The sequence below is a fragment of the Leucobacter sp. L43 genome (assembly GCF_016597785.1).
Lineage (GTDB): Bacteria > Actinomycetota > Actinomycetes > Actinomycetales > Microbacteriaceae > Leucobacter > Leucobacter alluvii.
In genome coordinates, this window is record NZ_JAENJG010000001.1 from 1,723,595 (window position 1) to 1,746,165 (window position 22,571).

General features: G+C 69.4%; 24 protein-coding genes. 11 read left to right on the forward strand and 13 right to left on the reverse strand.

Going from position 1 to position 22,571, the window contains the following annotated elements:
- Positions 1–7: 7 nt before the first annotated feature.
- The 3 genes from JE033_RS08015 to paaI all read right to left on the reverse strand — a co-directional run bounded on the left by JE033_RS08015 (position 8) and on the right by paaI (position 2,585).
- The gene (locus JE033_RS08015) at positions 8–664 is read right to left on the reverse strand and encodes a TetR/AcrR family transcriptional regulator (protein WP_090147301.1); all 657 of its coding nucleotides are present in this window, start codon (positions 662–664) and stop codon (positions 8–10) included.
- A 74-nt stretch (positions 665–738) separates the two neighbouring features.
- Complete coding sequence (gene paaK, locus JE033_RS08020; protein WP_200330641.1) at positions 739–2,091, reverse strand: phenylacetate--CoA ligase PaaK; 1,353 nt, start codon at positions 2,089–2,091, stop codon at positions 739–741.
- Positions 2,092–2,117: 26 nt separating this feature from the next.
- Complete coding sequence (gene paaI / locus JE033_RS08025) at positions 2,118–2,585, reverse strand: hydroxyphenylacetyl-CoA thioesterase PaaI (protein ID WP_090145943.1); 468 nt, start codon at positions 2,583–2,585, stop codon at positions 2,118–2,120.
- A 171-nt stretch (positions 2,586–2,756) separates the two neighbouring features.
- Here paaI and paaA point away from each other — a divergent pair, with 171 nt between their 5' ends.
- The 7 genes from paaA to JE033_RS08060 all read left to right on the forward strand — a co-directional run bounded on the left by paaA (position 2,757) and on the right by JE033_RS08060 (position 7,810).
- A complete protein-coding gene (gene paaA, locus JE033_RS08030) occupies positions 2,757–3,722 on the forward strand; it encodes a 1,2-phenylacetyl-CoA epoxidase subunit PaaA (protein WP_200330644.1) in 966 nt (321 codons plus the stop codon).
- A gap of 72 nt (positions 3,723–3,794) precedes the next feature.
- On the forward strand, positions 3,795–4,100 hold the full coding sequence (paaB, locus tag JE033_RS08035) for a 1,2-phenylacetyl-CoA epoxidase subunit PaaB (protein WP_090145939.1): 306 nt from the start codon (positions 3,795–3,797) through the stop codon (positions 4,098–4,100).
- Positions 4,097–4,936, forward strand: coding sequence for a 1,2-phenylacetyl-CoA epoxidase subunit PaaC (gene paaC / locus JE033_RS08040; protein ID WP_370567923.1), 840 nt, complete (start codon positions 4,097–4,099; stop codon positions 4,934–4,936). Before paaB ends, paaC begins: the two co-directional genes overlap by 4 nt.
- A complete protein-coding gene (gene paaD / locus JE033_RS08045) occupies positions 4,930–5,439 on the forward strand; it encodes a 1,2-phenylacetyl-CoA epoxidase subunit PaaD (protein ID WP_200330646.1) in 510 nt (169 codons plus the stop codon). The genes paaC and paaD overlap by 7 nt, the downstream gene beginning before the upstream one ends.
- 7 nt (positions 5,440–5,446) lie before the next feature.
- Positions 5,447–6,550, forward strand: a complete 1,104-nt coding sequence (paaE, locus tag JE033_RS08050; protein ID WP_200330648.1) for a 1,2-phenylacetyl-CoA epoxidase subunit PaaE — start codon at positions 5,447–5,449, stop codon at positions 6,548–6,550.
- Between the two features lie 16 nt (positions 6,551–6,566).
- A complete protein-coding gene (locus JE033_RS08055) occupies positions 6,567–7,358 on the forward strand; it encodes an enoyl-CoA hydratase/isomerase family protein (protein WP_200330650.1) in 792 nt (263 codons plus the stop codon).
- Positions 7,359–7,435: 77 nt separating this feature from the next.
- On the forward strand, positions 7,436–7,810 hold the full coding sequence (locus JE033_RS08060) for a PaaI family thioesterase (protein ID WP_090147295.1): 375 nt from the start codon (positions 7,436–7,438) through the stop codon (positions 7,808–7,810).
- On the opposite strand, the gene JE033_RS08065 is transcribed toward JE033_RS08060, so the two are convergent.
- Positions 7,783–9,282 (reverse strand): PLP-dependent aminotransferase family protein, encoded by a 1,500-nt coding sequence (locus JE033_RS08065; protein WP_200330652.1) that lies wholly within the window; start codon positions 9,280–9,282, stop codon positions 7,783–7,785. The genes JE033_RS08060 and JE033_RS08065 overlap by 28 nt on opposite strands.
- A 126-nt stretch (positions 9,283–9,408) precedes the next feature.
- On the opposite strand from JE033_RS08065, the gene JE033_RS08070 reads away from it, so the two are divergent.
- Positions 9,409–10,305 (forward strand): dihydrodipicolinate synthase family protein, encoded by an 897-nt coding sequence (locus JE033_RS08070; protein WP_200330654.1) that lies wholly within the window; start codon positions 9,409–9,411, stop codon positions 10,303–10,305.
- Positions 10,283–11,521: an MFS transporter gene (locus JE033_RS08075; RefSeq protein WP_200330656.1), complete on the forward strand. Its 1,239-nt coding sequence runs from the start codon at positions 10,283–10,285 to the stop codon at positions 11,519–11,521. Before JE033_RS08070 ends, JE033_RS08075 begins: the two co-directional genes overlap by 23 nt.
- Before the next feature lie 26 nt (positions 11,522–11,547).
- Here JE033_RS08075 and JE033_RS08080 read toward each other — a convergent pair whose 3' ends face one another.
- Together JE033_RS08080 and JE033_RS08085 are read right to left on the reverse strand one after the other, a co-directional pair.
- Positions 11,548–13,638 carry a YhgE/Pip domain-containing protein gene (locus JE033_RS08080; RefSeq protein ID WP_200330658.1) on the reverse strand — a complete coding sequence of 697 codons (2,091 nt, stop codon included), beginning with the start codon at positions 13,636–13,638 and terminating at the stop codon, positions 11,548–11,550.
- Positions 13,635–16,523 (reverse strand): MMPL family transporter, encoded by a 2,889-nt coding sequence (locus JE033_RS08085; protein ID WP_200330660.1) that lies wholly within the window; start codon positions 16,521–16,523, stop codon positions 13,635–13,637. The genes JE033_RS08080 and JE033_RS08085 overlap by 4 nt, the downstream gene beginning before the upstream one ends.
- 187 nt (positions 16,524–16,710) lie before the next feature.
- Between JE033_RS08085 and JE033_RS08090 the strand changes: the two genes are divergently transcribed.
- The gene (locus tag JE033_RS08090) at positions 16,711–17,373 is read left to right on the forward strand and encodes a TetR/AcrR family transcriptional regulator (protein WP_200330662.1); all 663 of its coding nucleotides are present in this window, start codon (positions 16,711–16,713) and stop codon (positions 17,371–17,373) included.
- Here the strand turns inward: JE033_RS08090 and JE033_RS08095 are convergent.
- Positions 17,360–17,986 (reverse strand): FMN-dependent NADH-azoreductase, encoded by a 627-nt coding sequence (locus JE033_RS08095; RefSeq protein WP_200330665.1) that lies wholly within the window; start codon positions 17,984–17,986, stop codon positions 17,360–17,362. The two genes, JE033_RS08090 and JE033_RS08095, sit on opposite strands and share 14 nt — an antisense overlap.
- Positions 17,987–18,043: 57 nt before the next feature.
- On the opposite strand from JE033_RS08095, the gene dcd reads away from it, so the two are divergent.
- Positions 18,044–18,649 (forward strand): dCTP deaminase, encoded by a 606-nt coding sequence (gene dcd, locus JE033_RS08100; protein ID WP_200330667.1) that lies wholly within the window; start codon positions 18,044–18,046, stop codon positions 18,647–18,649.
- Between the two features lie 27 nt (positions 18,650–18,676).
- On the opposite strand, the gene JE033_RS08105 is transcribed toward dcd, so the two are convergent.
- The 6 genes from JE033_RS08105 to rpmB all read right to left on the reverse strand — a co-directional run bounded on the left by JE033_RS08105 (position 18,677) and on the right by rpmB (position 22,481).
- Positions 18,677–19,003 carry a hypothetical protein gene (locus JE033_RS08105; protein ID WP_200330669.1) on the reverse strand — a complete coding sequence of 109 codons (327 nt, stop codon included), beginning with the start codon at positions 19,001–19,003 and terminating at the stop codon, positions 18,677–18,679.
- A 57-nt stretch (positions 19,004–19,060) separates the two neighbouring features.
- The gene (locus tag JE033_RS08110) at positions 19,061–21,067 is read right to left on the reverse strand and encodes a bifunctional copper resistance protein CopD/cytochrome c oxidase assembly protein (protein ID WP_200330671.1); all 2,007 of its coding nucleotides are present in this window, start codon (positions 21,065–21,067) and stop codon (positions 19,061–19,063) included.
- Between the two features lie 142 nt (positions 21,068–21,209).
- Positions 21,210–21,488: an HU family DNA-binding protein gene (locus JE033_RS08115; RefSeq protein ID WP_090145911.1), complete on the reverse strand. Its 279-nt coding sequence runs from the start codon at positions 21,486–21,488 to the stop codon at positions 21,210–21,212.
- A gap of 281 nt (positions 21,489–21,769) precedes the next feature.
- A complete protein-coding gene (rpsN, locus tag JE033_RS08120; RefSeq protein ID WP_090145910.1) occupies positions 21,770–22,075 on the reverse strand; it encodes a 30S ribosomal protein S14 in 306 nt (101 codons plus the stop codon).
- A 2-nt stretch (positions 22,076–22,077) separates the two neighbouring features.
- Positions 22,078–22,245: a 50S ribosomal protein L33 gene (gene rpmG, locus JE033_RS08125; protein ID WP_010155688.1), complete on the reverse strand. Its 168-nt coding sequence runs from the start codon at positions 22,243–22,245 to the stop codon at positions 22,078–22,080.
- Positions 22,245–22,481, reverse strand: a complete 237-nt coding sequence (gene rpmB, locus JE033_RS08130; protein ID WP_090145908.1) for a 50S ribosomal protein L28 — start codon at positions 22,479–22,481, stop codon at positions 22,245–22,247. Before rpmB ends, rpmG begins: the two co-directional genes overlap by 1 nt.
- Positions 22,482–22,571: the final 90 nt, after the last annotated feature.

Consider the following 22,571-nt stretch of genomic DNA (forward strand, 5'->3'; position numbering starts at 1 on the left):
GGCGGGGTCATCTGAAGTCGGCGACCTCGTTGACCCGCAGCCCGGAGCGCACGTAGGCGAGCACCGCGTCGGCGAGCGCGTCGGGGGTCTCGGGGCCATCCGGCCGGTACCACTCGACGAGCGAGTTCACGAGGCCGAACGTGAAGCGGGCGGCGAGCCCTGGATCGAGGTCGTCGCGGAGTGCGCCCTCGCTGCGCGCTCGCTCGAAGATGGCGCGCAGCCGCGCGGTGAGCGCACGGCGCCGCTCGAGCGCACGAAGCTCGACGTCGGAGTTGCCGTGCAGGCGGAGCAGCAGAATCAGATAGGGCTGCTGCTCGCAGGCGACGAGCACGGCGGCGCGCACGATCTCCCGGATCTGCCCCACCGCATCGGCTCGACCGGACGCCTCGCGTTCCCCGCCCTCGGCGGTGTCGCGCCCCTCGGCCTCGTCGAACACGCGCTCCAGCGCGCCGAGGGCGCGTTCGAGCGCGATCTCGAGCATCTCGGCCTTCGAGGCGAAGTGGTGGTAGACCGCCGACTTCGAGAGCCCCAGCCTGTTCGAGATCATGCCGAGCGACGAAGCGTCGTACCCGTGGTCGGTGAAGACCTGCACGATGACTTCGAGCATGCTGCTCTGGTCGTATCCCGGTCGGCCCCTGCGGGGTGCTGCGTCCGAGCTCTCCATGGATCTGTTCCCCTCAGGCTCGGTGACCCGCACCTCCAGAAGCGTGAGCGCGGTCTTCCGCGCTGCACGCAAATCTACCGCAGGTCGTAGAGGCGCTTGAGCTTTCCCTCCGAGCGCGGCAGCGACCCGATCGGCGCCAGTTCCACGCCGATCGTCGCTCCGATCCGATCCTTCACGCACTTCTGCAGCCGTCGCAGCGCGGCGTCTGCACCGTCGGGGTGCGCATCTGGATCGGCCTCGATCTTGATCGTGAGGTGATCCAGCGCCCCCCGCTTCGTCAGTTCGAGCACGAAGTGGCTCGTCAGCCCGTCGACCTCGCACGCGATCTCCTCGATCTGGGTGGGGAAGAGATTGACGCCGCGCAGGATGATCATGTCGTCGTTGCGTCCCGTGATCTTGGCGATGCGGCGGTGGGCCGGGCGGCCGGTGCCGGCGTGCAGCGAGGTGAGGTCGCGTGTGCGGTAGCGGATCATGGGGAAGGCTTCTTTGGTCAGCGTCGTGAAGACGAGCTCGCCGGTCTCGCCGTCGCTCACCTGCTGCAGCTGATCGTCGATGATCTCGGGCAGGAAGTGATCTTCCCAGATGTGGGGACCGTCCTGCGTCTCCACGCACTCACTGCCGACGCCCGGACCCATCATCTCGGAGAGTCCGTAGATGTCGACGGCGCGGATGTCCATGCGTTCCTCGAGTTCGCGTCGCATCGCCTCGGTCCAGGGCTCTGCTCCGCAGATCGCCACTTTCAGGCTCGTGCCGCGCGGGTCGAGCCCGGCCCGCTCGAACGCGTCGGCGATCGTCAGCAGGTAGCTGGGCGTGCACATGATGGCGTCGGGCTCGAAGTCGCGAATCAGCTGCACCTGCTTCTCGGTCTGGCCGCCAGACATGGGGATCACCATGCAGCCGAGGCGTTCGATGCCGGCGTGGGCGCCGAGCCCGCCCGTGAAGAGGCCGTAGCCGTAGGCGTTGTGCACGCGCCAGCCGGGCCGCACGCCTGCGGCGTACAGCGATCGCGCGATGAGGTCCGCCCAGTTGTCGAGGTCGCGCTCGGTGTATCCGACGACCGTGAGCCGCCCGGTCGTGCCCGACGATGCGTGCACGCGGCGCACCTGCTCCATCGGAACGGCGAAGAGCCCGAACGGGTAGTGATCGCGCAGGTCGCTCTTCGTCGTGAACGGCAGCCGTTCGATGTCTGCGAGGGAGCGGATGTCGTCGGGATGCACGCCGGCTGCGGCGAACTTCTCGCGGTAGAACGGTACGTTCTCGTAGGCGTGGCGCACCGTCCACTGCAGACGTTCGAGTTGCAGCGCCTCGAGTTCGGCGCGCGTGAGGCGCTCGGCCGGGTGGAGGCCGGCCTCGATGGGGGCGTCCTCAGTGGCTGCGCGCGTGGCAGGGGCGGCAGGGATCGCGGGTGCGTGAGTCTCAGTGATCATGGGTGCGCTCTTTCGTATTCGGAGTCTCAGGAGGCGGGCAGCGGCCGGTCGGTGGCGAACGAGCGGCCTCGGAATTCGGCGATCGTGTCGCCGTGCTGGTCGCGGACGGTGATGTCGTAGAGCCCGTTGCGGCCCGACACCCACCGCCGCTCGGCGACTGCGGTGAGCGTGTCGCCTGCTCGGCTGGCTCGGGTGAAGGTGATGTCGACGCCGGATGCGACGACGGCGTTCTCGCCCTCGTTGCAGGCGTAGGCGAAGGCGGTGTCGGCGAGGGTGAAGACCATACCGCCGTGGGTGATGCCGAAGCCGTTGACCATGTCGTCCCGCACCGCCATCGACAGCTCGGCTCTGCCGCGCTCGAGCGATTGGAGTCGGATGCCGAATGCCGTCTTGGCCGTGTCAGAGCGGAGCATGGCGGTTGCGGACCAGCTCGGGTCGAAGGCGATGCGATCCTCGATGCCGCCGTGCGGCGAAACGTTCGTCGGTGAACTCATATGGCGCTCCGTTGCGTCGATTGCGGGAAGGCTCACTCCCCTTTGCAGTCACGGGCAGGGAAGCGTATACTGACTGAATGGTCGGTCAGTAATTCCATTGGAAACTCTACCACCACTGTTCCACCCAGAGCGAGAGTCGCAGCGCATTGCACCGATGCAAGGAGGCACCAGATGGCAACGACGACTGAAGAACTCACGGAGACCGCTGAGCAGGAGCGCTTCGACGCCCTGATCGCCGACGAGCAGCGCATCGAGCCCCGCGACTGGATGCCCGAGAAGTATCGGCGCACCCTGATCCGGCAGATCTCCCAGCACGCGCACTCCGAGATCATCGGCATGCAGCCGGAGGCGAACTGGATCACCCGCGCACCGAGCCTGAAGCGCAAGTCCATCCTCATCGCGAAAGTGCAAGACGAAGCGGGCCACGGGCTCTACCTCTACTCGGCCGCGCAGACGCTCGGCATCACTCGAGAGGAGATGACCGACGCGCTCATCCGAGGCCGAGCCCGGTACTCGTCGATCTTCAACTACCACACGCCGACGTGGGCCGACATGGGGGCGATCGGCTGGCTCGTCGACGGCGCCGCGATCTGCAACCAGGTGCCGCTCTGCCGCGCATCGTACGGCCCCTACGGCCGTGCGATGGTGCGCATCTGCAAAGAGGAGTCGTTCCACCAGCGCCAAGGATTCGAGATCCTCTACGAACTGTCGCACGGCACTCCCGAGCAGAAGCAGATGGCCCAGGATGCGGTCGATCGCTGGTATTGGCCGTCGCTCATGATGTTCGGGCCCAGCGACGACGCGTCGCCGAACTCCGCGCAGTCGATGGCGTGGAAGATCAAGCGATTCTCGAACGACGAGCTGCGCCAGCGCTTCGTCGGCATGTGCGTGCCGCAGTTCGAGGCGCTCGGGCTCGAGTGCCCCGACCCGGAGCTGCGCTACGACGAGGAGTCAGGCCAGTGGATCATGGGCGAGATCGACTGGGCCGAGTTCGAAGAGGTGCTCGCGGGTCGCGGGCCGGCCAACGCCGAGCGACTGCGGCATCGTCGCGACGCGCACGACGATGGCGCCTGGGTGCGCGAGGCCGCGGCCGCCTACGCGCAGAAGATGCAGGATCGCCGCCGTTTCGCGGCCTGACCTCGGCCGAGCACGCAGCACGCAGCACGCAGTACGCAGTAGGCAGTACGCACACGTTACGAGGAGACACAGATGTCGACACCCGGAGAGACGGGCACGGAGTCCTGGCCCCTGTGGGAGGTGTTCATCCGCGCCAACCGCGGCTTGAGCCACGTGCACGCCGGATCGCTGCACGCACCCGATGAGGCGATGGCGCTGCGCAACGCACGAGACTTGTACACACGACGCCACGAGGGCGTCTCGATCTGGGTCGTGCCGGCGGCCGCGATCACCACGAGCGACCCCGACTCGAAGGGCGTGTTCTTCGAGTCACCGGCGGGCAAGAACTTCCGCCACGCCGTCTACTACTCGCGTGCGGAAGGGGTGAAGCACCTGTGAGCATCGAGCCCGCCGCGGCCACCGACGACCTCCACGGCGACGTCAGCGTCGACGACCTCCATCTCGCCGACGAGCTGGCCGGCTCCGGCGAAGTCGCGGCACCGGAGACGGCCGAGTACGCCCTGCGCCTCGGCGACGACGCGCTGATCCTCTCCCAGCAACTCGGGTGGTGGGTGTCGCGCGGCCCGGAGCTCGAAGAGGATCTGGCGCTGAGCAACATCGCGCTCGATCTGCTCGGTCACGCCCGGTCGCTGCTGCGCTACGCCGGAAGCGCGTCGGGCCAGAGCGAAGACGAGCTCGCGTTCTGGCGCGACGAACCCGAATTCCGCAACTGCTGGCTCGTCGAGCAGCCGAACGGTCACTACGGCGACACCATCGCACGGCAGTTTCTGTGCTCCGCCTACCAAGCCGAGCTGTATCGGGGGCTGCTCTCGAGCACCGATGCGACACTCCGCGCGATCGCCGGAAAGGCCGAGCGGGAGGTGCGCTACCACCTCGACCATTCCGCTCAGTGGATCTTCCGCCTCGCCCTGGGCACCGAGGAGTCGCGCGGCCGCATCGCGGTGTCGCTGCGCGATCTGTGGCCGTACGTCGACGAGCTCTTCGCCGACGATCCGCTCATCGACCGCCTCTCAGGCATCGCCGCGCGACCGAGCGACCTCCGAGCGGGCTTCGACGACACCGTGCGCACCGTGCTCTCCGAGGCCGGACTCGAGCTCCCCGACGTGCAGCCCGCCCGAGCGCGCGGGCGCGACGGCCAGCACAGCACGCGCCTCGGCTACATCCTCGCCGAGATGCAGTGGCTTCCGCGGCGGCACCCGGGAGCGTCATGGTGACCCCGCTGCGCCCGGCAGAGCCAGCAGCGGCGCTGGCGTGGGATATCGCTGCGCAGGTGCCGGATCCCGAAGTGCCCGTGCTCACCATCGAAGACCTGGGAGTGCTCCGCTCGGTGGTGGCCACCGACACCGAAGTGCGCGTTGTGCTGACACCGACGTATTCGGGCTGCCCGGCCATCGATCAGATGCGCGACGACGTCGCCGCGCGACTGCACGAGGCCGGCTACCCGCAGGTGCGCGTCGATACGACGCTCAGCCCGGCCTGGACCACCGACTGGATGAGTGACGCGGGCAAGCGCAAGCTCGAGGCCTACGGCATTGCGCCCCCCGACTTCCGTGCGGCTGGGCGCCGTGGCCCGATCACCGTCGCACTCGCCGTGAAGTGCCCGCGCTGCCACTCGACCCGCACCCGCGAGATCGCCCGCTTCGGCTCCACCTCCTGCAAGGCCCTCTACGAGTGCCAGGACTGCCTCGAGCCGTTCGACTACTTCAAGGTTCACTAGGAGCACCATGGCCGCCATCAATCTCGGCGCGAAGCAGCGCGCGACATTCCATGAGCTGCGAGTCGCGGAAGTGCGCCCGCTGACCGAATCGAGCGTCGAGGTGACCTTCGAGGTGCCAGACGAGCTCGCGCCAGAGTTCACGTACCTCGCCGGGCAGTACCTCGCACTCCGCACCACCATCGACGGCGAGGACCTTCGCCGCTCGTACTCAATCTGTAGGCCCCCGACGCCCGGGCGCATCTCGGTCGCGATCAAACGAGACCTCGGAGGCCGCTTCTCCAGCTGGGCCAACGAGTCCCTGCGGGCCGGCGACATGCTGCAGGTGATGACCCCGCAGGGAGCCTTCACCTCGAATCTCGACGAGCTCGACGGCCGGCACGTCGTCGGCGTGGCCGCAGGCTCCGGCATCACGCCCATCATCACGATGGCGCATCGCGTGCTCACCCACAGCGAGACCAGCAGGTTCGACCTGCTCTTCACGAACCGCTCCTCCCTCGACGTCATGTTCGTCGAAGAGCTCGCGGATCTGAAAGACCGCTTTCCGCAGCGCTTCGCCATCCACCACGTGCTCTCGCGCGAGCAGCGGTCAGCCCCCGTGATGTCGGGCCGCCTCGACGAGGAGCGACTGCGCACCATCCTGAACACCGTGATCCCGGTCGGCATGGCCGACGAATGGGTGCTCTGCGGCCCCTTCGAGCTCGTGCAGCTGTGCCGCGACCTCCTCGCCGAGCACGGCGTCGAGGCATCGCACGTTCGCTTCGAGCTGTTCTCGACGGGCGAGCCCGCTCCGACGCGGGCGAGACCCGTCGAGGTGCGCACCGGAGAAGAGACGATCACCATCGACTTCACCCTCGACGGCACCTCCGCGTCGGTCGAGAGCCCGGTCGCGGCACGTGAGACGATCCTGAACGCGGCACTGCGCGTGCGCAGCGACGTGCCGTTCGCCTGCGCCGGAGGCGTCTGCGGCACCTGCCGCGCGCGGGTCGTCACCGGATCGGTGTCGATGACCGAGAACTACGCGCTCGAGGCCGAAGAGCTCGAGGGCGGGTACGTGCTCACCTGCCAATCCCACCCGCAATCAGACCGCGTGGTCGTCGACTACGACGCGTGACCCGATCGGAGCCAGCATGATCACCCTGACCGTCGCCGACGACATCGCCGAGATCACGCTCGACGCCCCCGAGCGGCTGAACGCGCTCGGGCCCGACGACATCCGCCAGCTCTCCGAGGCCTACGCCGAGGCCGAACAGCAGCGGGTGCGCGCACTCCTGCTGCGCGGCGAGGGGCGCGCCTTCTGCGCAGGGCGCGACATCTCCGGCGTCGACCCCCGCTCCGACGATGTGCTCGGCTATCTCGACGATCTCGTGCAGCCGTTGCTCGAACGCATGAGCCGCTTCCCCGCCCCCACGTTCGCCATCGCGCACGGAGCGTGTCTCGGCGTCGGGCTCGGTCTGCTGATCGCGAGCGACGTGGTCTACGTGGCCGAGACCGCCAAGATCGGCAGCCCCTTCGCGAACCTCGGCGCAACGCTCGACTCGGGCGGGCACGCGCTCTTCTTCGAACGCCTCGGGGCGCACCGCACCCTCGATCTCATCTACACGGGACGCCTCATGTCAGGCGTCGAGGCGGTGGCAGCCGGCCTCTTCTCGCAGTCCCTGCCCGACTCCGAGGTGCTCGAGTCGACCCGGGCTGCTGCTGCGAGCGCGGCCCGCGGCGCCACCGAGGCGTATCTCGCGTCGAAAGCGCTCGTCGCCGAGCTGCGCGATGAACGGCTCGGCCTCTGGGGGTCGATGTCGCACGAGAACCGCGTGCAGGCCGCCCTCTGCGACACCGACGATTACCGCGAGGGCTTCGCGGCGTTCCAGCAGAAACGACGGCCGGAGTTCACGGGCGGCTCGCGGCGAGGAACCCACGCGTGAGCGCCGCCGATCGAGGCGCCCCGGCCGCCGACGAGAACTGGGTGGCCGCGAACGGGGCCGGCGAACTCGCCGAGGCGATGGGGATCGAGTTCCTCGAGTTCGCCGTCGAGCGCACGGTCGGCCGCATGCCGGTGCGGGGCAACCGCCAGACCGTCGGGTTCTTGCACGGCGGCGCCTACGTGGTGCTCGGCGAGACGCTCGGATCGCTCGCCGCCAATCTGCATGCCGGCCCCGGCCGCCTCGCGGTGGGCGTCGACATCAATGCGACCCATACCCGGTCGGCGACCGAAGGCTTCGTGACCGCCGTCTGCACGCCGGTGCACCTGGGCGGCAGTCTCGCCGTGCACGAGATCGTCGTCACCGACGAGGCCGGCCGCCGCTGCTGCACCATGCGCATGAGCAACCTCATCAAGCCGATGCCGGATCACGCCCGCACGGACCTGCAGCCCTGATCGTCGGCCGTGGTCGCGCTCCCCGGCCCGACGAGCACGTCGGTGATGTGCCGCAGGGCATCGTGCAGCTGCACATCGGTCGACGCTCCGTAGCCGAGCACGAGGCCATGGGGCGCGTTCGCTGGCGCGTCGTAGTAGGTGTGCAGCGGCGCCACGGTCACCCCTCGTGCCGCGAGACCGCGCGCCGCCGCAGTGGCTGACGGGCCGGGCTCCCATGTCAGCGTCGCGTGCAGGCCCGCTTCGACCGCGTGCACGGCGACCCCAGGCACCCCGTCGAACGCGGCGATGACGAGCGTGCGCCGATGCGCGTATTCGCGTCCGACCCGAGCGAGATGCCTGCGGAGGCCGCCGCTCTCCAAGAACTCCGCGAGCGCATGCTGCACCGTTCCCGAGAGCGGAAGCCCGAGGTCGGCGCGCGCCGCCATCGCTCGCTCGCGGATCTCCGGATTCGTCACGACGACGTAGCCGCACCGCAGCCAGGGCGAGAGCGTCTTCGAGTAGCTGCCGACCAGCGCGACGCGGCGCTCGTCGTCGAGCGATGCGATCGCCGGCAGCGCCGGGGCGCCGTGCCGGAACTCGCTGTCGTAGTCGTCCTCGATCACCAGGGCGTCCTGGTCGCGCGCCCAGTCGAGAATGGCGAGCCGGGCGGCGACCGGCATGCGCCCGCCGAGCGGATACTGATGGCTCGGAGTGAGCAGCGCCCCCGCGAACCGCCCGCCCCGCGAGCGCAGCTCCTCGACGTCCATCCCGCCGTCGCGCACCGGAATGGCGATCGATTGCCCGCCGAGTCTCCGGATCACCCGGCGCGATGCCGGATACCCGGGTTCCTCGGTCGCGATCCGCGCGCCGACGGGGCCCTCAGCGCTGAGCCCGTGCATCAGCAGCCCGATCCCGTCATTCGTGCCGGCGGTGAGCAGCACGTCGTCTCGCCCGCACTGCACCCCGCGGGCCTGCAGGAGGTGATCGGCGATGAGTTCTCGCAGGCGCTCGTCACCCGCGGGCGGCGGCGGCACCGAGGGGAGCTCGCGCCGGAGTGCCCGGCGCCAGGCGGTCTGCCACTCCCGAGTGCTGCTGAAGCGCGTCGATGGGCTTCCCGGCGAGAGGTTCTGCGTGTGAGGGGAGGTCGCACCGCTCGACGTGGAAGGCGCGGCGAGTCCGCGGTCCGCTCGCGCCCGTTCCGGCACGGCCCGGCGCACGGAGCCGGTGCTCAGGTCGGCAGCGACGAAGGTGCCCGATCCCGGTATGGATTGGAAGTACCCCTCGCCGATGAGCTCCTCGAACGCGGCGATGACGGTGCCCCGGGAGTATCCGGTCGCAGCCGCGAGCGATCGCGAGGACGGGAGCTGGGCGCCTGCCGCGATCTGCCCGGCGAGCACGACGTCGCGCAGCTGGGTCACCAGGTGCTCCCTCGCGGTCACCCCGGGCGGCACCCCCGTGTCGAGAACGAGGTCTACCGGGATCCGATGCCGCATCACTGCCTTTCTGGTCTACTGAAGTCGAACGTTTCTGGAGTAACGGTACAACCAGTTCACGCGGCACGATAGTCCACAAGCCATCCGCGTCGCCCCGGCGCGCGCCCCCAGGAATGGAGTCCACCCGTGTTCACCGGTCTCAGCGCGTTTCCCCTCACCCCCTTCGTCGACGATGCGGTCGACGCGGCCGCGTACGCGGGGCTGATCGAACGACTCGCCGCCTCCGGGGTCGACTCGATCACGGCACTCGGTTCAACCGGCTCGTACGCCTACCTCAGCCTGGAAGAGCGCTCCCGGGTGGCCCGCCTCGCCGTGGCCCACGCGGGTGCGACGCCCGTGCACGTCGGAGTCGGGGCGCTGCGCACCTCCCACGTGCTCGAGAACGTGCGGAGCGCCGAGGCCGCTGGCGCCTCCGGGGTGCTGCTCGCGCCGATGACCTATCAGCCGCTGACCCCCGATGACGTCTTCGAGCTCTTCGCGACCGTCGCCGACGCGACGGAGCTCCCCGTGATCGTCTACGACAATCCCGGCACGACGCATTTCACCTTCACCACCGAGCTCTACGGCCGCATCGCGCAACTGCCCGGCATCGCTTCGGTCAAGATTCCCGCCCTCCCGGAGGGCGATGCCGCAGCGTCGGATCGCATGGCCCAGATTCGTGCGGTGCTCCCCGACCACGTGACGGTCGGCATCTCGGGCGACGCATCCGCCGCCGCGGGTCTCACCGCGGGGTGCGACGCCTGGTACTCGGTGATCGCAGGCACCCTCCCAGAGGTCGCCCTGCGCATCGCCCGCGCGGCGCAGTCGGGAGGTCGCGACGCGGCGCTCCAGGCATCAGCGGAACTGCAACCGCTCTGGAATCTCTTCAGCACGATGGGCGGAAGCCTGCGCGTCACCGCCGCAATCGCCGAACTGCTCGGACTCGTCGCACCGCGATCGCTCCCGTTGCCGATCCTCGGCCTGACCGCAGCGCAGCGCGCAGAGGTTGCGCGAGTCTCAGATGAGCTCGGCCTCGGCGGCTGAGGCGCCCGCCGCCTCCGGCGCCACCCGGCGGAGCGGCGGCCTCGCGCGATACGTCTTCGCCGCGACGCTCGTGCGCAGCGCCGACGGCGGCGCGGTCGTCGCGATCGTGCTGCTCGCGCAGTACACCGGTCTGCCAGCATGGGTGTCCGGCCTGTTGGGCGCGTCGATCACCGCGCCCCATCTGCTCGGCCCGTTCATCTCCCGGCGGCTCGACACCGCCCGAGACGGGCGCGTCGTCATCGCCGTCTCCGCCGTGGTGCACGGTGCGCTTCTCGGCGTCGCCGCGCTCCTCCTGCCCCACACCTGGGCGGCTCTGCCCGCCGTCCTCCTGTTCGTCTCCGGCCTGTTCGGCCCGATGCTCACCGGCGGCATCAGCAGCAGGCTTCCGGCGATCGCCGGGCCGTCACGGCAGCACCAGCGGCGAGCGCAGAGCTGGGACGTCGCGAGTTACGGCATCAGCGGCACGCTCGGCCCCGCCGCGGTGGCATGGATCGCCGCCGGACCCGGGCCGCTGACGGCGGCCCTCGTACTCGCCGCGGCCGCGATCACCGGGGCGGCAGCGGTGCTGGCACTCCCCCGTCAGCCTCCCGTCACCGATGCGTCTGCAGTGCCCTCGCCGCTGCAGACCTTCCGGCAGATCTGGGGCTCCGGCCCGCTGCGGCGCACGCTCGCGCTGACCGTCACGGTCGCGTTCTCCGTCGCGGTGCTGCCGATCTACGCCGTGGCGATCGCTCCGCAGTTCGGCGGCGCCGCTCTGGCCGGAACGCTGGTCGCGGGCTACGGCGTCGGCAACCTGATCGGGTCGGCGCTGCTCATGGTGAAACCGCTCCCGGGCGACGCCGATCGACTCGTCGTCATGCTGTGCTTCGTCGTCGCCGCCGCCTTGGCCGTCGTGGCCGCGATGCCGAGCTTCGTCGCAGCGCTCGTCGCCTGCGGGGCGGCGGGAATCGCGAACGCACTGTTCTTCGCTGCGACGCTCGCTGCGCGCAGCGAGTACGCACCCGCCGAGGCCCGCGGTCAGGTCTTCATCTGGGTCGGCGCACTGAAGATCGCCGCCGGTTCCGCGGGAACGGCCACCGCCGGCGTGCTGCTCTTCGGGGCGGCGTGGATGCCGGTGGCCCTGGTGGCGGGCGTCTGCGTCCTCGCGGCGCTCGCGGGCGCGCGGTCGCGAGCCGCGGGCCTGTCACGCTCGGCGGGCGCCTCGGGCTCGCGGTAGCGGGAACGGGCACGGCCCCGCTCCCGCTACCGCGCCGCAGAGCGGCGAGCTCGCACGACGGCGAGCCCGGTGAGCACGAGGCCGGCCACCGCCCACAGCACCAGCAGCAACGCCGCGCTCCCGGCTGATCCTGCACCCGTGGCGATCGACTGGAAGCCGTCGAGTCCCGCCCCCAGCGGGCTGACATCGCCCACTGCGGCGAGCGCACCCGGAACCGTCGAGACGATACCGACCGCGAAGGCGACGACCAGCAGCACGAAGGCGAGGAACCGGCCGAGGCCGCCGAGCAGCGCGGAGAGTCCCTGCACGAGCAGCGTGAATGCGATCCCCGCGAGCAGCGCGAACCCGAAGAACCGCGCCCCCTGACCGAAGTCGTACCCGAGTGCGATCGGCATCGCCACCCCGGCGGCGGCCCCCTGGATCGCGCCGAGCGCGATCGCCGGAACCGCGCTCCGCAGCGTGATGTACCCGACTCCGCGGGCCGCGTCGCGCGCACGTCGCCAGAGCGGTGACAGCACGAGGAACGCGGCCAGGGCTCCCGCCCAGAGCGCGATGCCAGCGAAGAGCGGCACGCCCGATGCGGTGAACAGTTCGTCGCTCGCGCCGTCGGCCAGCACCGGCGTCGCCGCGGCGCGTGAGAGCTGCTCGCGCTCCGCGTCGGTGGTGACGGGCACGTTGTCGACCGCGGCCTGCAGCCCCGTCGCGAGCTCGCCGGCTCCGTCTTCGAGTTGCGCGGTGCCCTCGACGAGCTCCGAAGTGCCGTCCGCGAGCTGCGACGCCCCGTCAGCCAGCTGCGGGGCGTTCGCGGCGAGCTCCCCGGTGCCCGCGCTCAACTGCGCCGCTCCGTCGGCGAGCTGTGCCGCGCCGGACGAGAGCTGCCCGCCCTGCGCGGCCAGTTCGTGCAATCCGGAACCGAAGTCGGCGAGGCCCGCGGTGATCTGGCCGAGCTGCGCCGCCGGGTCGACACCAGGCGGGGTCGCACCGCCGAGTTGCTGCTGCAACGCCTGCGTGGCCTCGGCCACCCCGGCCGCGCCGTCGCTCGCCGTCTCAAGCCCCCCGCCAATGGCTCCGGCATGAGCTGTGAGCGCCTCACTCAGCCGTTCGCAGTACTCGACGTCGCCCGTCGACACCACGCAGTCGGTCACCAACGGTTCGATGTCCGCGCCGAACGAAGCGGCGCCGGTGCCTGCGGCCGTCAGCCCCTGCTCGAGCTGCGCCGACGGCTCGGCCGAAGCCGCCTGCAGCTGCGTCATCGCCCCGATGAGCGTCTGGAGCTGCTGCACCGCGGCGGTCGCACCCGCCGAGAGCTGCGGATACGCGTCGGCCAGCTGCTGAGCGCCGGCGACGTACTGCCCGACGCCGGAGGCCAATTCGCCGGAGCCGCTCGCCAACGTTCCGGCGCCGGACGCGAGCTGCTGCGTGCCGTCCGCGAGCTGCTGCGTGCCGTCCGCGAGCTGAACCGCGCCCTCGTCGAGCTGCGCGGTGCCCGTCGACAGTTCTGACACCCCGGTCGCCAACTGATCGGCTCCGTCGGCGGCGTCGCCCACTCCGTCTCCGAGCTCATTGAACCCGACGTAGACGCCGGCGACGAATTGCTCGCCGAGCTGCTCGTTCAGCACCTGCGTCGCGGTCTGCGTCACGATGCCAGACAGCGCTGCATCGATCAGACGTCCCCGATCGCTCTCAGTGACGTCGATCCGCGCCTGCCTGGCGTCTCCCGGCTCGCCCGACAGCGACGTCGCATCGGCGGAGAAGGTCCTCGGAATCGTCACGACGGTCGCGTACCGGCCATCGGCGACGCCCTCAGCCGCGTCCTCGGCATCGGTCAGCACCCACGTGAAGTTCGCGGTGCCGTCGTCGCCGGCCGACGAATCGGATTCGGGCTCGCCGATCAGCTCGCCCGCGAGCACCCGTCCGAGCGGCACGGTCTGCCCGTCGACCTCGGCGGCCTCGTCGAGGTTCACGACGGCAGCGGTCACATTCTCGAGGCGCTCCGTGGGGTTCCAGAGCCCCCACAGCAGCACGCCGGCCACCGTCAGGGGCACGAGCATGATGCCGATGATCGTCGTCCATCGCACGGGTCGGTCGCTCTTGAGTCGGGTCAACGCGGCGCTCATCGTGCGCTCCCTTCGCTGTCGCTGAAATGCGACACAACTTCTGGTTTCACGGGGCTGATGAGCGGACGTTCTGTCGCGCTTTCAGCGGGCGGAGTCGAAACGGGGGACGGAACGCGGGCCGCGGCCGCGGCCGAGGTGCGGTCGAGCGTCACCAGCTCCGTGCCCTCTGGCAGGATCCGCCGCGCGAGCTCGGCGCCGCCGAGCACGACCGGCGTGACTTCTGGCGCCACTCCCCGTGCGACCGACACCGCATGCGCTGCGAACGCCGAACGCATGCCGTCGACGGCCGCCGACGAGGCATCGGCCTGCCCCGCCTCGCGCAGGTCGAGCACGAGTACGGCCGGGCGATCCTGCAATGCCTCGCGCAGCGTCGCCGGCGTCGCCCAGGCCGCGCGCGAGCGCAGGGATGCCGCGCGCTCCGGCAGCAGGAGGCCGGCCACCTTCGCCGTACCGGCGATGATCGGCCCGCGGCCCGACAGCGCTTCGGCGATCGGCACGGCTCGGCCCGTCTGCTGCGGGTCCAGCACCAGCGCTTCGCCGACTCCGACGCGAATCGTCGGCGCTCCGACACCCGCCGCATCCGCGCCGCCAGACGTGCTCGCGGCGTCGCCGGGCAGGACGAGCGCGTCCGCCGCGATCCGCGCCTGTGGCATGTCCGCCGGCCATGCAGCGTGCACGATCTCGCGGGCGAGACCTTCGCCTTCCACATCGAACGACGGCAGCACGCGGCTCAGCCAGCCCGGCATGCTCCAGGCGCGGTCGCCGAGGAGCGCCAAGACCGCCGGCACGAGCGTCATGCGCACGATGAAGGCGTCGACGAAGACGCCGACCGCGAGCCCGAGCGCGATCACCTTGATGCTCGGGTCGCCCTCGGGCACGAAGGCCGCGAACACCGCGAACATGATGAGCGCCGCGGCGGTCACCACTTTCGCGCTGCCGACGAAGCCGCGCCGGATCGCGGTCTGAGCATCTGCGCCGTGCACGTACTCCTCGCGGATGCGCGAGACGAGGAACACTTCGTAGTCCATTGCGAGCCCGAAGAGCACCCCCATCAAGATGATCGGCATGAAGCTGAGCACCGGTCCGGTGGCGTGCACGTTGAGCGCATCGCCGAGCCATCCCCACTGGAAGACGGCGACCACGGCTCCGAAGGCGGCGCCCACGGAGAGCAGGTAGCCGAGGGTCGCCTTGATCGGCACCCAGACCGAGCGGAAGACCATGGCGAGCAGGATCAGCGAGAGTCCGACCACCAGCACCCCGAACGGCAGCAGCGCTTCGCCGAGCAGGTTCGACACGTCGATGCCCACCGCGGTGAATCCCGTCACGGCGAGACTGACCCCGTAGTCGTCGAGCCACTCGTCGTGGTGCGCTCTGAGCTCGGCGACGAGCTCGGAGGTGCTCTCGGCCTGCGGCCCGTCCTCCGGGACGACCTGGATGATGCCGGTATCCGCGTTCTGGTTCGGGGTCGCGAGCGGCACATCGTGCACGCCGGGAATGTCGCGCACCTCGTCGGCCAGGTCTTCCATCAGGCCGACGGGATCATCGCTGGTGATGATCGATCCGGTGAGGATGAGCGGCCCGTTCGCGCCCTCGCCGAAGTGCTCCCCGGTCAGCTCGTAGGTGACGCGAGCCGGGTCGGTCTCCTCGAGTGTTTCGGCCCCGGGGAGCGCGAGCCGCAGCTGCGTCATCGGAATCGCTGCGACGCCGAGCACGACCAGAACGGCGAGTATCGTCGCGACCGGCTTCGCCGTCACTCCGCGCACCCATCCGCCGAAGAAGCGGTCGGCGCGGCTGGGGCCGCGGGAGGCGCTGGCCGATGCTGACTCGATCGGTGCGCCGGCGGCGAGCGCGTCGCGCTGCCGTTTCGGAAGGATCTTCAGCCCGGCCATGGCGAGGACGGCAGGCGTGAGCGTCACCCCGATGAGCACGGCCACTGCGACACCGGCGGCGGCGGCGACCCCGAGCGCGGTGAGGAACGGAATGCCCGCGACCGCGAGGCCGAGCAGGGCGATGATCACGGTGAGCCCCGCGAACACGACGGCCGAGCCGCTCGTCGCCGTCGCCCTGGCGATCGACTCGGTGACTCCGAGCCCCGACCTCAGTTGCTCCTGATGCCTGCTCACGATGAAGAGGGTGTAGTCGATGCCGACCGCCAGCCCGAGCATGAGCGCGAGCATCGGGGTCGTCGAGGTCATCTCGGCGAATGCCGTCGTGACGAACAGACCCGCGATCGTCACGCCAACGCCGATGATGGCGATGATGAGCGGCATGCCCGCCGCGACGAGCGACCCGAGCGTGAAGAGCAGCACGACGAACGCGATGACGACGCCGATCGCCTCGGTCGCGGTGAAGCCGGGGATCGAGACCGAGAACACGTCTCCGCCGTACGAGACTTCCGCGTCGGCGGGCAGGCGATCCTGCAGCTGTTCGGCTACGGCGATGATGCCGTCGGCCGTCGCGTCGGACACATCGCTCTGCGCGCCGGTGATCTGCACGGTGACGAGCGCCGCCTGCCCGTCGTCGCTCAGGCCCGCCGCGGCCTGCTCGTCGAACGGGTGGGTCACCGCACTCACGTCGTCGAGTTGCTCGAGTTCGTCGACGGCGTCGACGATGGTCTGCTCGTAGGGCTGCCGGTCCGCCCGCTCGCCGTCTGCGGCGACGACGATGATCGTCGCACTCGTGCCGCTCACCTCGGGGAATGTGCGCCCGAGCGTGTCGATCGCCTCCTGCGACTCCGTACCGGGAATCGTGATGGGCGCGTTCGCCCCCTGCGAGAACAGGCCGGCGGCGATGCCGAGGACCGCGAGGATCGCGATCCAGGTCGCGAGCACCAGCCATCTCGCGCGGGTCGCCCAGAGTCCGATGGCGTGCAGCAGTGTCGACATGCGGGGTGAGGCCTTTCGATCTCGGGCGGGAGGGGAACGGATCGGTGCGCCTGACCGCCGATTCAGCGATCGATACACGAATGCATCCGTTTCGATACACGAGTGTATCCGATTGGGTACACTGATGTATCGGGAATCTTTCAGGCTAGGCTCTGCATGCTGTCTGCCGAGACGAGAAGGGGCTGCGATGACGAACGAGCCGCACCAGGATCCGCCGACCGCACGGCGACGAGAGACGCGCGGCCGCCTGCTCGACGCCGCCATCGAGGTCTTCGCCGAGGCCGGAGTGCAGGGTGCGTCAGTCGAGCAGATCTGCGCCCGCGCCGGATTCTCACGCGGCGCCTTTTACTCGAACTTCTCCACGAAGGAGCAGCTGTTCCTCGCGGTGCTCGAACGCGAGTTCGATCGACGCATCGAAGAAGTCGAATCGACGATCGCCGAGCTCACGCCGGCGTTGCAACGGCTCCAGGGCAAGATCGATGCGGAACAGGCTGCCGAGTACATCACGCGATTCATCGCCGTGGAGCAGGGCGATGCCCACTGGATCATTCTCGAGAACGAATTCGCGCTGCTCGCGATGCGCGATCCCGACATCGCGCCGGGATACCTCGCCCTGCTCGACCGCGCGACGGCAAGCCTCGCCGAACTCGTCGAGACGGCCATCGCCGCCGCGGGTCGCCGCTTCATCTTCCCCGCCGATCGCACCACCGAGATCATCAACGGCATGTGCGAGCGCGCCGCGCGCGTCTCCGCACTCGAGGGCGAGCAGCACCCGCGCGGCATCGCGGCGCTCCCCCACCAGATCGGCGAACTGCTCTTCGCCGTCACCGAACCCCTCAGCCCGCGCTGATCGTGCGGCCGAGCTCGGCCGCCTCCGCTTGCGCGCGCCGAAGATCGTCCGCAGCCCACTCCAGGCCGAGCTCGGGCAGCATCTCAGCGAGTGTGCGACTCGTGCCCACCACGAACACCTCCATGCCGAAGCCCGCTCCGAACAGATGGGCGAGCGGCGCCGTCACGAAATCCTGCACCTCGGGTTCGAGCGGGCCCCCCTGGGCGGTGACGATCACGGCGGGCCTGCCCTCGAGAGGCCGCGGCGATCCGGCCCACGACGACGTGAGCCCTGGCACATGGACCAGGTCGACCCAGGCCTTCAGCGTCGAGGGCATCGCGTAGTTGTACATCGGCGCACCGACGACGAGCGCATCCGCGTCGAGCAGCTCGGCGATCAGCTGATCCTGCACCCGTTGCCGCGAGGCGCGAAGGCTCTCACCGCCTCGCAACTCGACGGGCCAGTGCTGCGAGCGCTCGGTCAAGTGCGGCGGCTGGTCGTAATGCAGATCGCGCTGCACCACGACGAACTCGTCCCCCCTGGCGATCCAGGCCTCCGCGACCGCGTTCGTGAGCATCCGAGTGCGCGACGCGCTGTCGGCGATGGCGCCGTCGACCTGCAGCAGAGTCGGCATGACTTCCCCTTCCCTCGTTACGAGACGAGGATAACCGCCACCCCGTAGAATCGTCCCGTGCTGCTCTCAGATCGTGACATCAACGCCGAACTCGAATCAGGACGCATCGGCCTCTCGCCGAGCGAGCCGTCGATGGTGCAGCCCTCGAGTGTCGACGTGCGACTCGATCGCTACTTTCGCCTCTTCGACAACCACAAGTACGCGGTGATCGACCCGTCCGAGGAGCAGCCGGAGCTGACGCGCCTGATCGAGGTCGACCCGGAAGAAGGCTTCATCCTGCACCCGGGCGAATTCGTGCTCGGTTCGACGTACGAACAGGTCTCGCTGCCCGACGACGTCGCGGCGCGCCTCGAGGGCAAGAGCTCGCTCGGGCGGCTCGGCCTGCTCACGCATTCGACGGCGGGCTTCATCGACCCCGGTTTCGAGGGCCACGTGACGCTCGAGCTCTCGAACGTGGCGACCCTGCCGATCCGGCTCTGGCCCGGCATGAAGATCGGGCAGCTCTGCTTCTTCAAGCTGACCTCGCCAGCGGAGCGCCCCTACGGTTCTGGTGCGACGTTCTCCCGGTACCTCGGCCAGCGGGGCCCGACGGCGTCGCGCTCGCACCTCAACTTCCACCGCGCCGATGTGCGCTCCACCGAAGCCGGCGCGATCGGCGCTTGAACACGGGCTGGGCCCCGTCGCGGCTGCCTACGGCTGGCGCGATGCCTCGATCCGCACCGCTTCCTGACGCGCCTCCGACGCTGCGATGATCGCCTGCTGCCGCTTCATCTGACGTGACAGCACGACCGACAGCACAACGCCGCCGACCAGCGCGACCCCGATGAGCAGATACAGGCCGAGATCCGGGTCGATGATGCGCGCGGCGTACATGAGCACGATGAGGATCGCGAGCACTGCGCCCTCCGTCAGCGCGAACCGCAGAAAGAACCGCATGCGCTCCCGCGTGAGCGCGTGCATCTCCTGCCTGCCGGTCGCGTCGAGGGGCGGTGCGCCGTGCACGTCGTGTTGCGTCATGACCATGAGGCTATCAAGCGTCGGAGGCCCGCATGCCGCCCCGCTCCGCCCGCGCGGCTAGCGGCGCTGAGGGTCGCTCGCGCGCTTCCCGTCGCGGCGGGCCTGCTGAGCGAGCATCTCGTTGTACGCCTCGAGCTCGGCGCCGCCGGAGCGGTCGTCCGCGCGATCCTTGCGCTTCTGCTCCTTCTCATCGCTCCGCGACCACTGCACGGCCACGATCAGGGCCAGCGCGAGGGTCGGCAGTTCGCCGATGCCCCAGGCGATGCCGCCGCCCGTCGACTGATCCTCGAGGGGAGGAGCGCCCCACGTCCGCCCCATGGCCCCGTACCAGTCGGAGAGCAGCAGTCCGTCGCCCGTCATGATCGTGACGCCGAAGAAGGCGTGCGACGCCATCGTGGCGAACAGGGTGACGATGCGCAGGGGATACGGGAAGCGGTAGGGCACCGGGTCGACGCCGATCATCGACAGGTTGAAGAGGTAGCCGGAGATCAGGAAGTGGATGATCATCCACTGGTGCCCCAGGTGCTCCTCGGCGGCCCAGCGGGCGATCGGCGTGAAGTAGAACACCCACAGCGAACCGGAGAACATGACGGCGGCGAAGGCGGGGTGCGTCACGATCTTCGAGAAGGGCGTCTGCACGGCCCACAGAATCCATTCGCGACCGCCCCAGGAGCCGTCGGATCGCTTGTGCGTCGCCCGAAGCGCGAGTGTGACGGGAGCGCCGAGAACGAGGCAGAGCGGGATCAGCATCGCGAACATCATGTGCCCGAGCATGTGCACGCTGAAGAGGTACTGCTCGTACGCGTTGAGCGCACCGTTCGTCGTGTAGGCGAGCAGCAGAATGCCGAGGAGCCATGCCGTCGTGCGGCCCGACGACCAGCGATCGCCGCGACGAGCGAGGCGCACGACCGCAGCGAGGTACATGCCCGCTGCGAAGATGCAGACGAGCACCCAGAGCAGGTCGAACTTCCACTCGGTGAGATAGCTCAGCGGCGTGAGCTCTGGCGGCAGGGGGTCACCGGTGAGCCACTCGGCCGGACTGATCCCGCCCGGCTGGTCGCGCACCGGTTCGAGGGCCACCGGTGTCGCGGTGCGGCCGAGGGCGCCCGCGATGCCGCTCGCGACGCCCATGACGGCGAGCTCGCAGACCACGAACCAGGCGAACGGGCGCATGCCTCGTGCGGAGTCAGCGATGCGCGGGATCAGGCGTACGCGCTGTATCGCGCCGAACGCCCCGAGCACCACGAGCGATCCCGTCTTGAGCAGCACGAGCTGCCCGTACCCGGTGCCGAGCAGAGCGTCCCAGGTGCCGACGCGCAACCACGCGCTCACGACTCCCGACGCCGCGACTCCGATGAAGGCGAGCAGCGCGATCGAGGAGTAGCGGGCGGTGACCGCGGCGAGTCGCCTGTGGTCGACCGCGCGCGCGATGAAGATGAGCGTGAGCAGACCGCCGAGCCACACCGCGGCGCCGACGATGTGCACGAGGAGCGCGTTCACCGCCGCACCGTGACCCGACGCCCCGGCCGCGTGCCCCTGCTGAGCGAGTGGAAGCGCGGTCGCCAGAGCCGCCACCAGCACGATCAGCATCAGCTTGCGGCCGCGAATCGCGAACGCGAGCACCGTCGTCACCGCCGCGAGCAGCAACTCGAGCAGCCAGAGTTGACCGAGTTCGATCTCCGTCAGGAACTGCGCGAGGCCGGCACCGAACGAGGCGTCACCGGAGAGCGGCTGGCTCGACACGTCGAGGTAGGTGAACAGCGTGGCCGCGGCACTCGCGACAGTGAGCACCGCTGCGGAACCGGCAGCGAGATCCATCGCGAGACGCGTCTCCGGGCGATCGCTCGCGAACACCCACACCGACATCACGATGGAGCCGATGAGAGCAGCCATCGCGATGTTCACGATCGTCCGGGTGAGCGGCAGCCCGACGCGCACGATCGCACCCGGGTCGGCGAGCGAGCGCTCGGCGGCCGCACCGCCGATGCTCAGACCGAGCCACAGCGCCAGGAGGGTCGCCGCGAGCAGCGCAGCGGGGGCGAGAACGCGGACGAAACGGGGCACCCGACTAGCCTACGCGTAGTGCGGTGGGAGCGTGATCGATGCCCCGTCGCCTGCGGTCCGGCTCACCACGCCGCCCGACGGGCCCCGAAACGACGAAGCTCCCGAGCCGCAACGCGGCCCGGGAGCTTCGAGGAAGACGATGTTACTTGACAGCAGCCTTGAGCTTGCTGCCGACCGACACCTTGACGCGCTTGCCAGCGGGGATGTCGATGGACTCGCCGGTGCGGGGGTTCCGGCCGGTGCGAGCAGCGGTGGTCGCGGTCTCGAAGGAGATCCAGCCCGGGATCGAGACCTTGTCGCCCGAAGCGACGGTCTCGGAAACAGCGGAGAACAGTCCGTCGATCACGCTGGAGACGGCGGCCTGGCTCTGGCCGGTCTCGGCAGCGATCTTCGCGACAAGCTCGGTCTTGTTGAGTGCCATGTTGTGTCCTTCCAAGGCGATGCGCCGCAACCGGGCACGCCCCTAGATCTTGGTTCAGGGTTCCCTCCGGATGGAGAGTCCGATCGATTGATCGGTTCGAATCTACCCCAATTCGGCGGAATGATGCGGAACTTCGGTCGGGGATTCCCCAGAGTGACGCACTGCGACCTGGTATTGCGGCTGATCGGAGACCGTTTCGGGTGCGGGGCGCCGGCAACGCAAAATGGCGTGGACCCCGAAGGATCCACGCCATTCTCAGCTCAAGCGCCAGCTACGAGTCGTTACCAGCTCGACTTGGTGATGCCGGGCAGCTCGCCGCGGTGCGCCATGTCGCGGAAACGCACACGCGAGACGCCGTACTTCGTCAGCACGCCACGGGGGCGGCCGTCGATGACGTCGCGGCTGCGCACGCGCACCGGTGACGCGTTGCGGGGCAGCTTCTGCAGGCCGACGCGTGCGGCCTCGCGGCTCTCGTCGGTGCCGTTCGGGTCCACGAGGGCCTTCTTCAGCTCGAGGCGCTTCGCCGCGTAACGCGCAACGATGACCTGGCGCTGCTTGTTCTTCGCAATCATGCTCTTCTTCGCCATGATTAACGCTCCTCTCGGAAGTCGACGTGCTTGCGGATGACCGGATCGTACTTCTTCAGCACGAGACGGTCAGGGGTGTTGCGACGGTTCTTCTTCGTCACGTAGGTGAACCCGGTGCCGGCCGTCGAACGGAGCTTGATGATCGGACGTACGTCCTTATCCTTAGCCATTAGAGCTTCACCCCGCGCTTCTGCAGATCAGCGATTACCGATTCGATACCGCGAGCGTCGATCATCTTGATGCCCTTGACCGAGAGGGTCAGGGTCACCTTGCGGCCGAGCGAGGGCACGAAGTAGGTCTTCTTCTGGATGTTCGGATCGAACCGACGCTTGGTGCGACGGTGCGAGTGCGAGATGTTGTGTCCGAAGCCGGGAACGGCGCCGGTCACCTGGCACACTGCTGCCATGATGTTTCCTCTCATACCGTGAGACCGGACGGCCCCACCCAAGATTTCTTGTCTGCACGAACCCGCGGCGAGATCGAGAATCGATTCGCT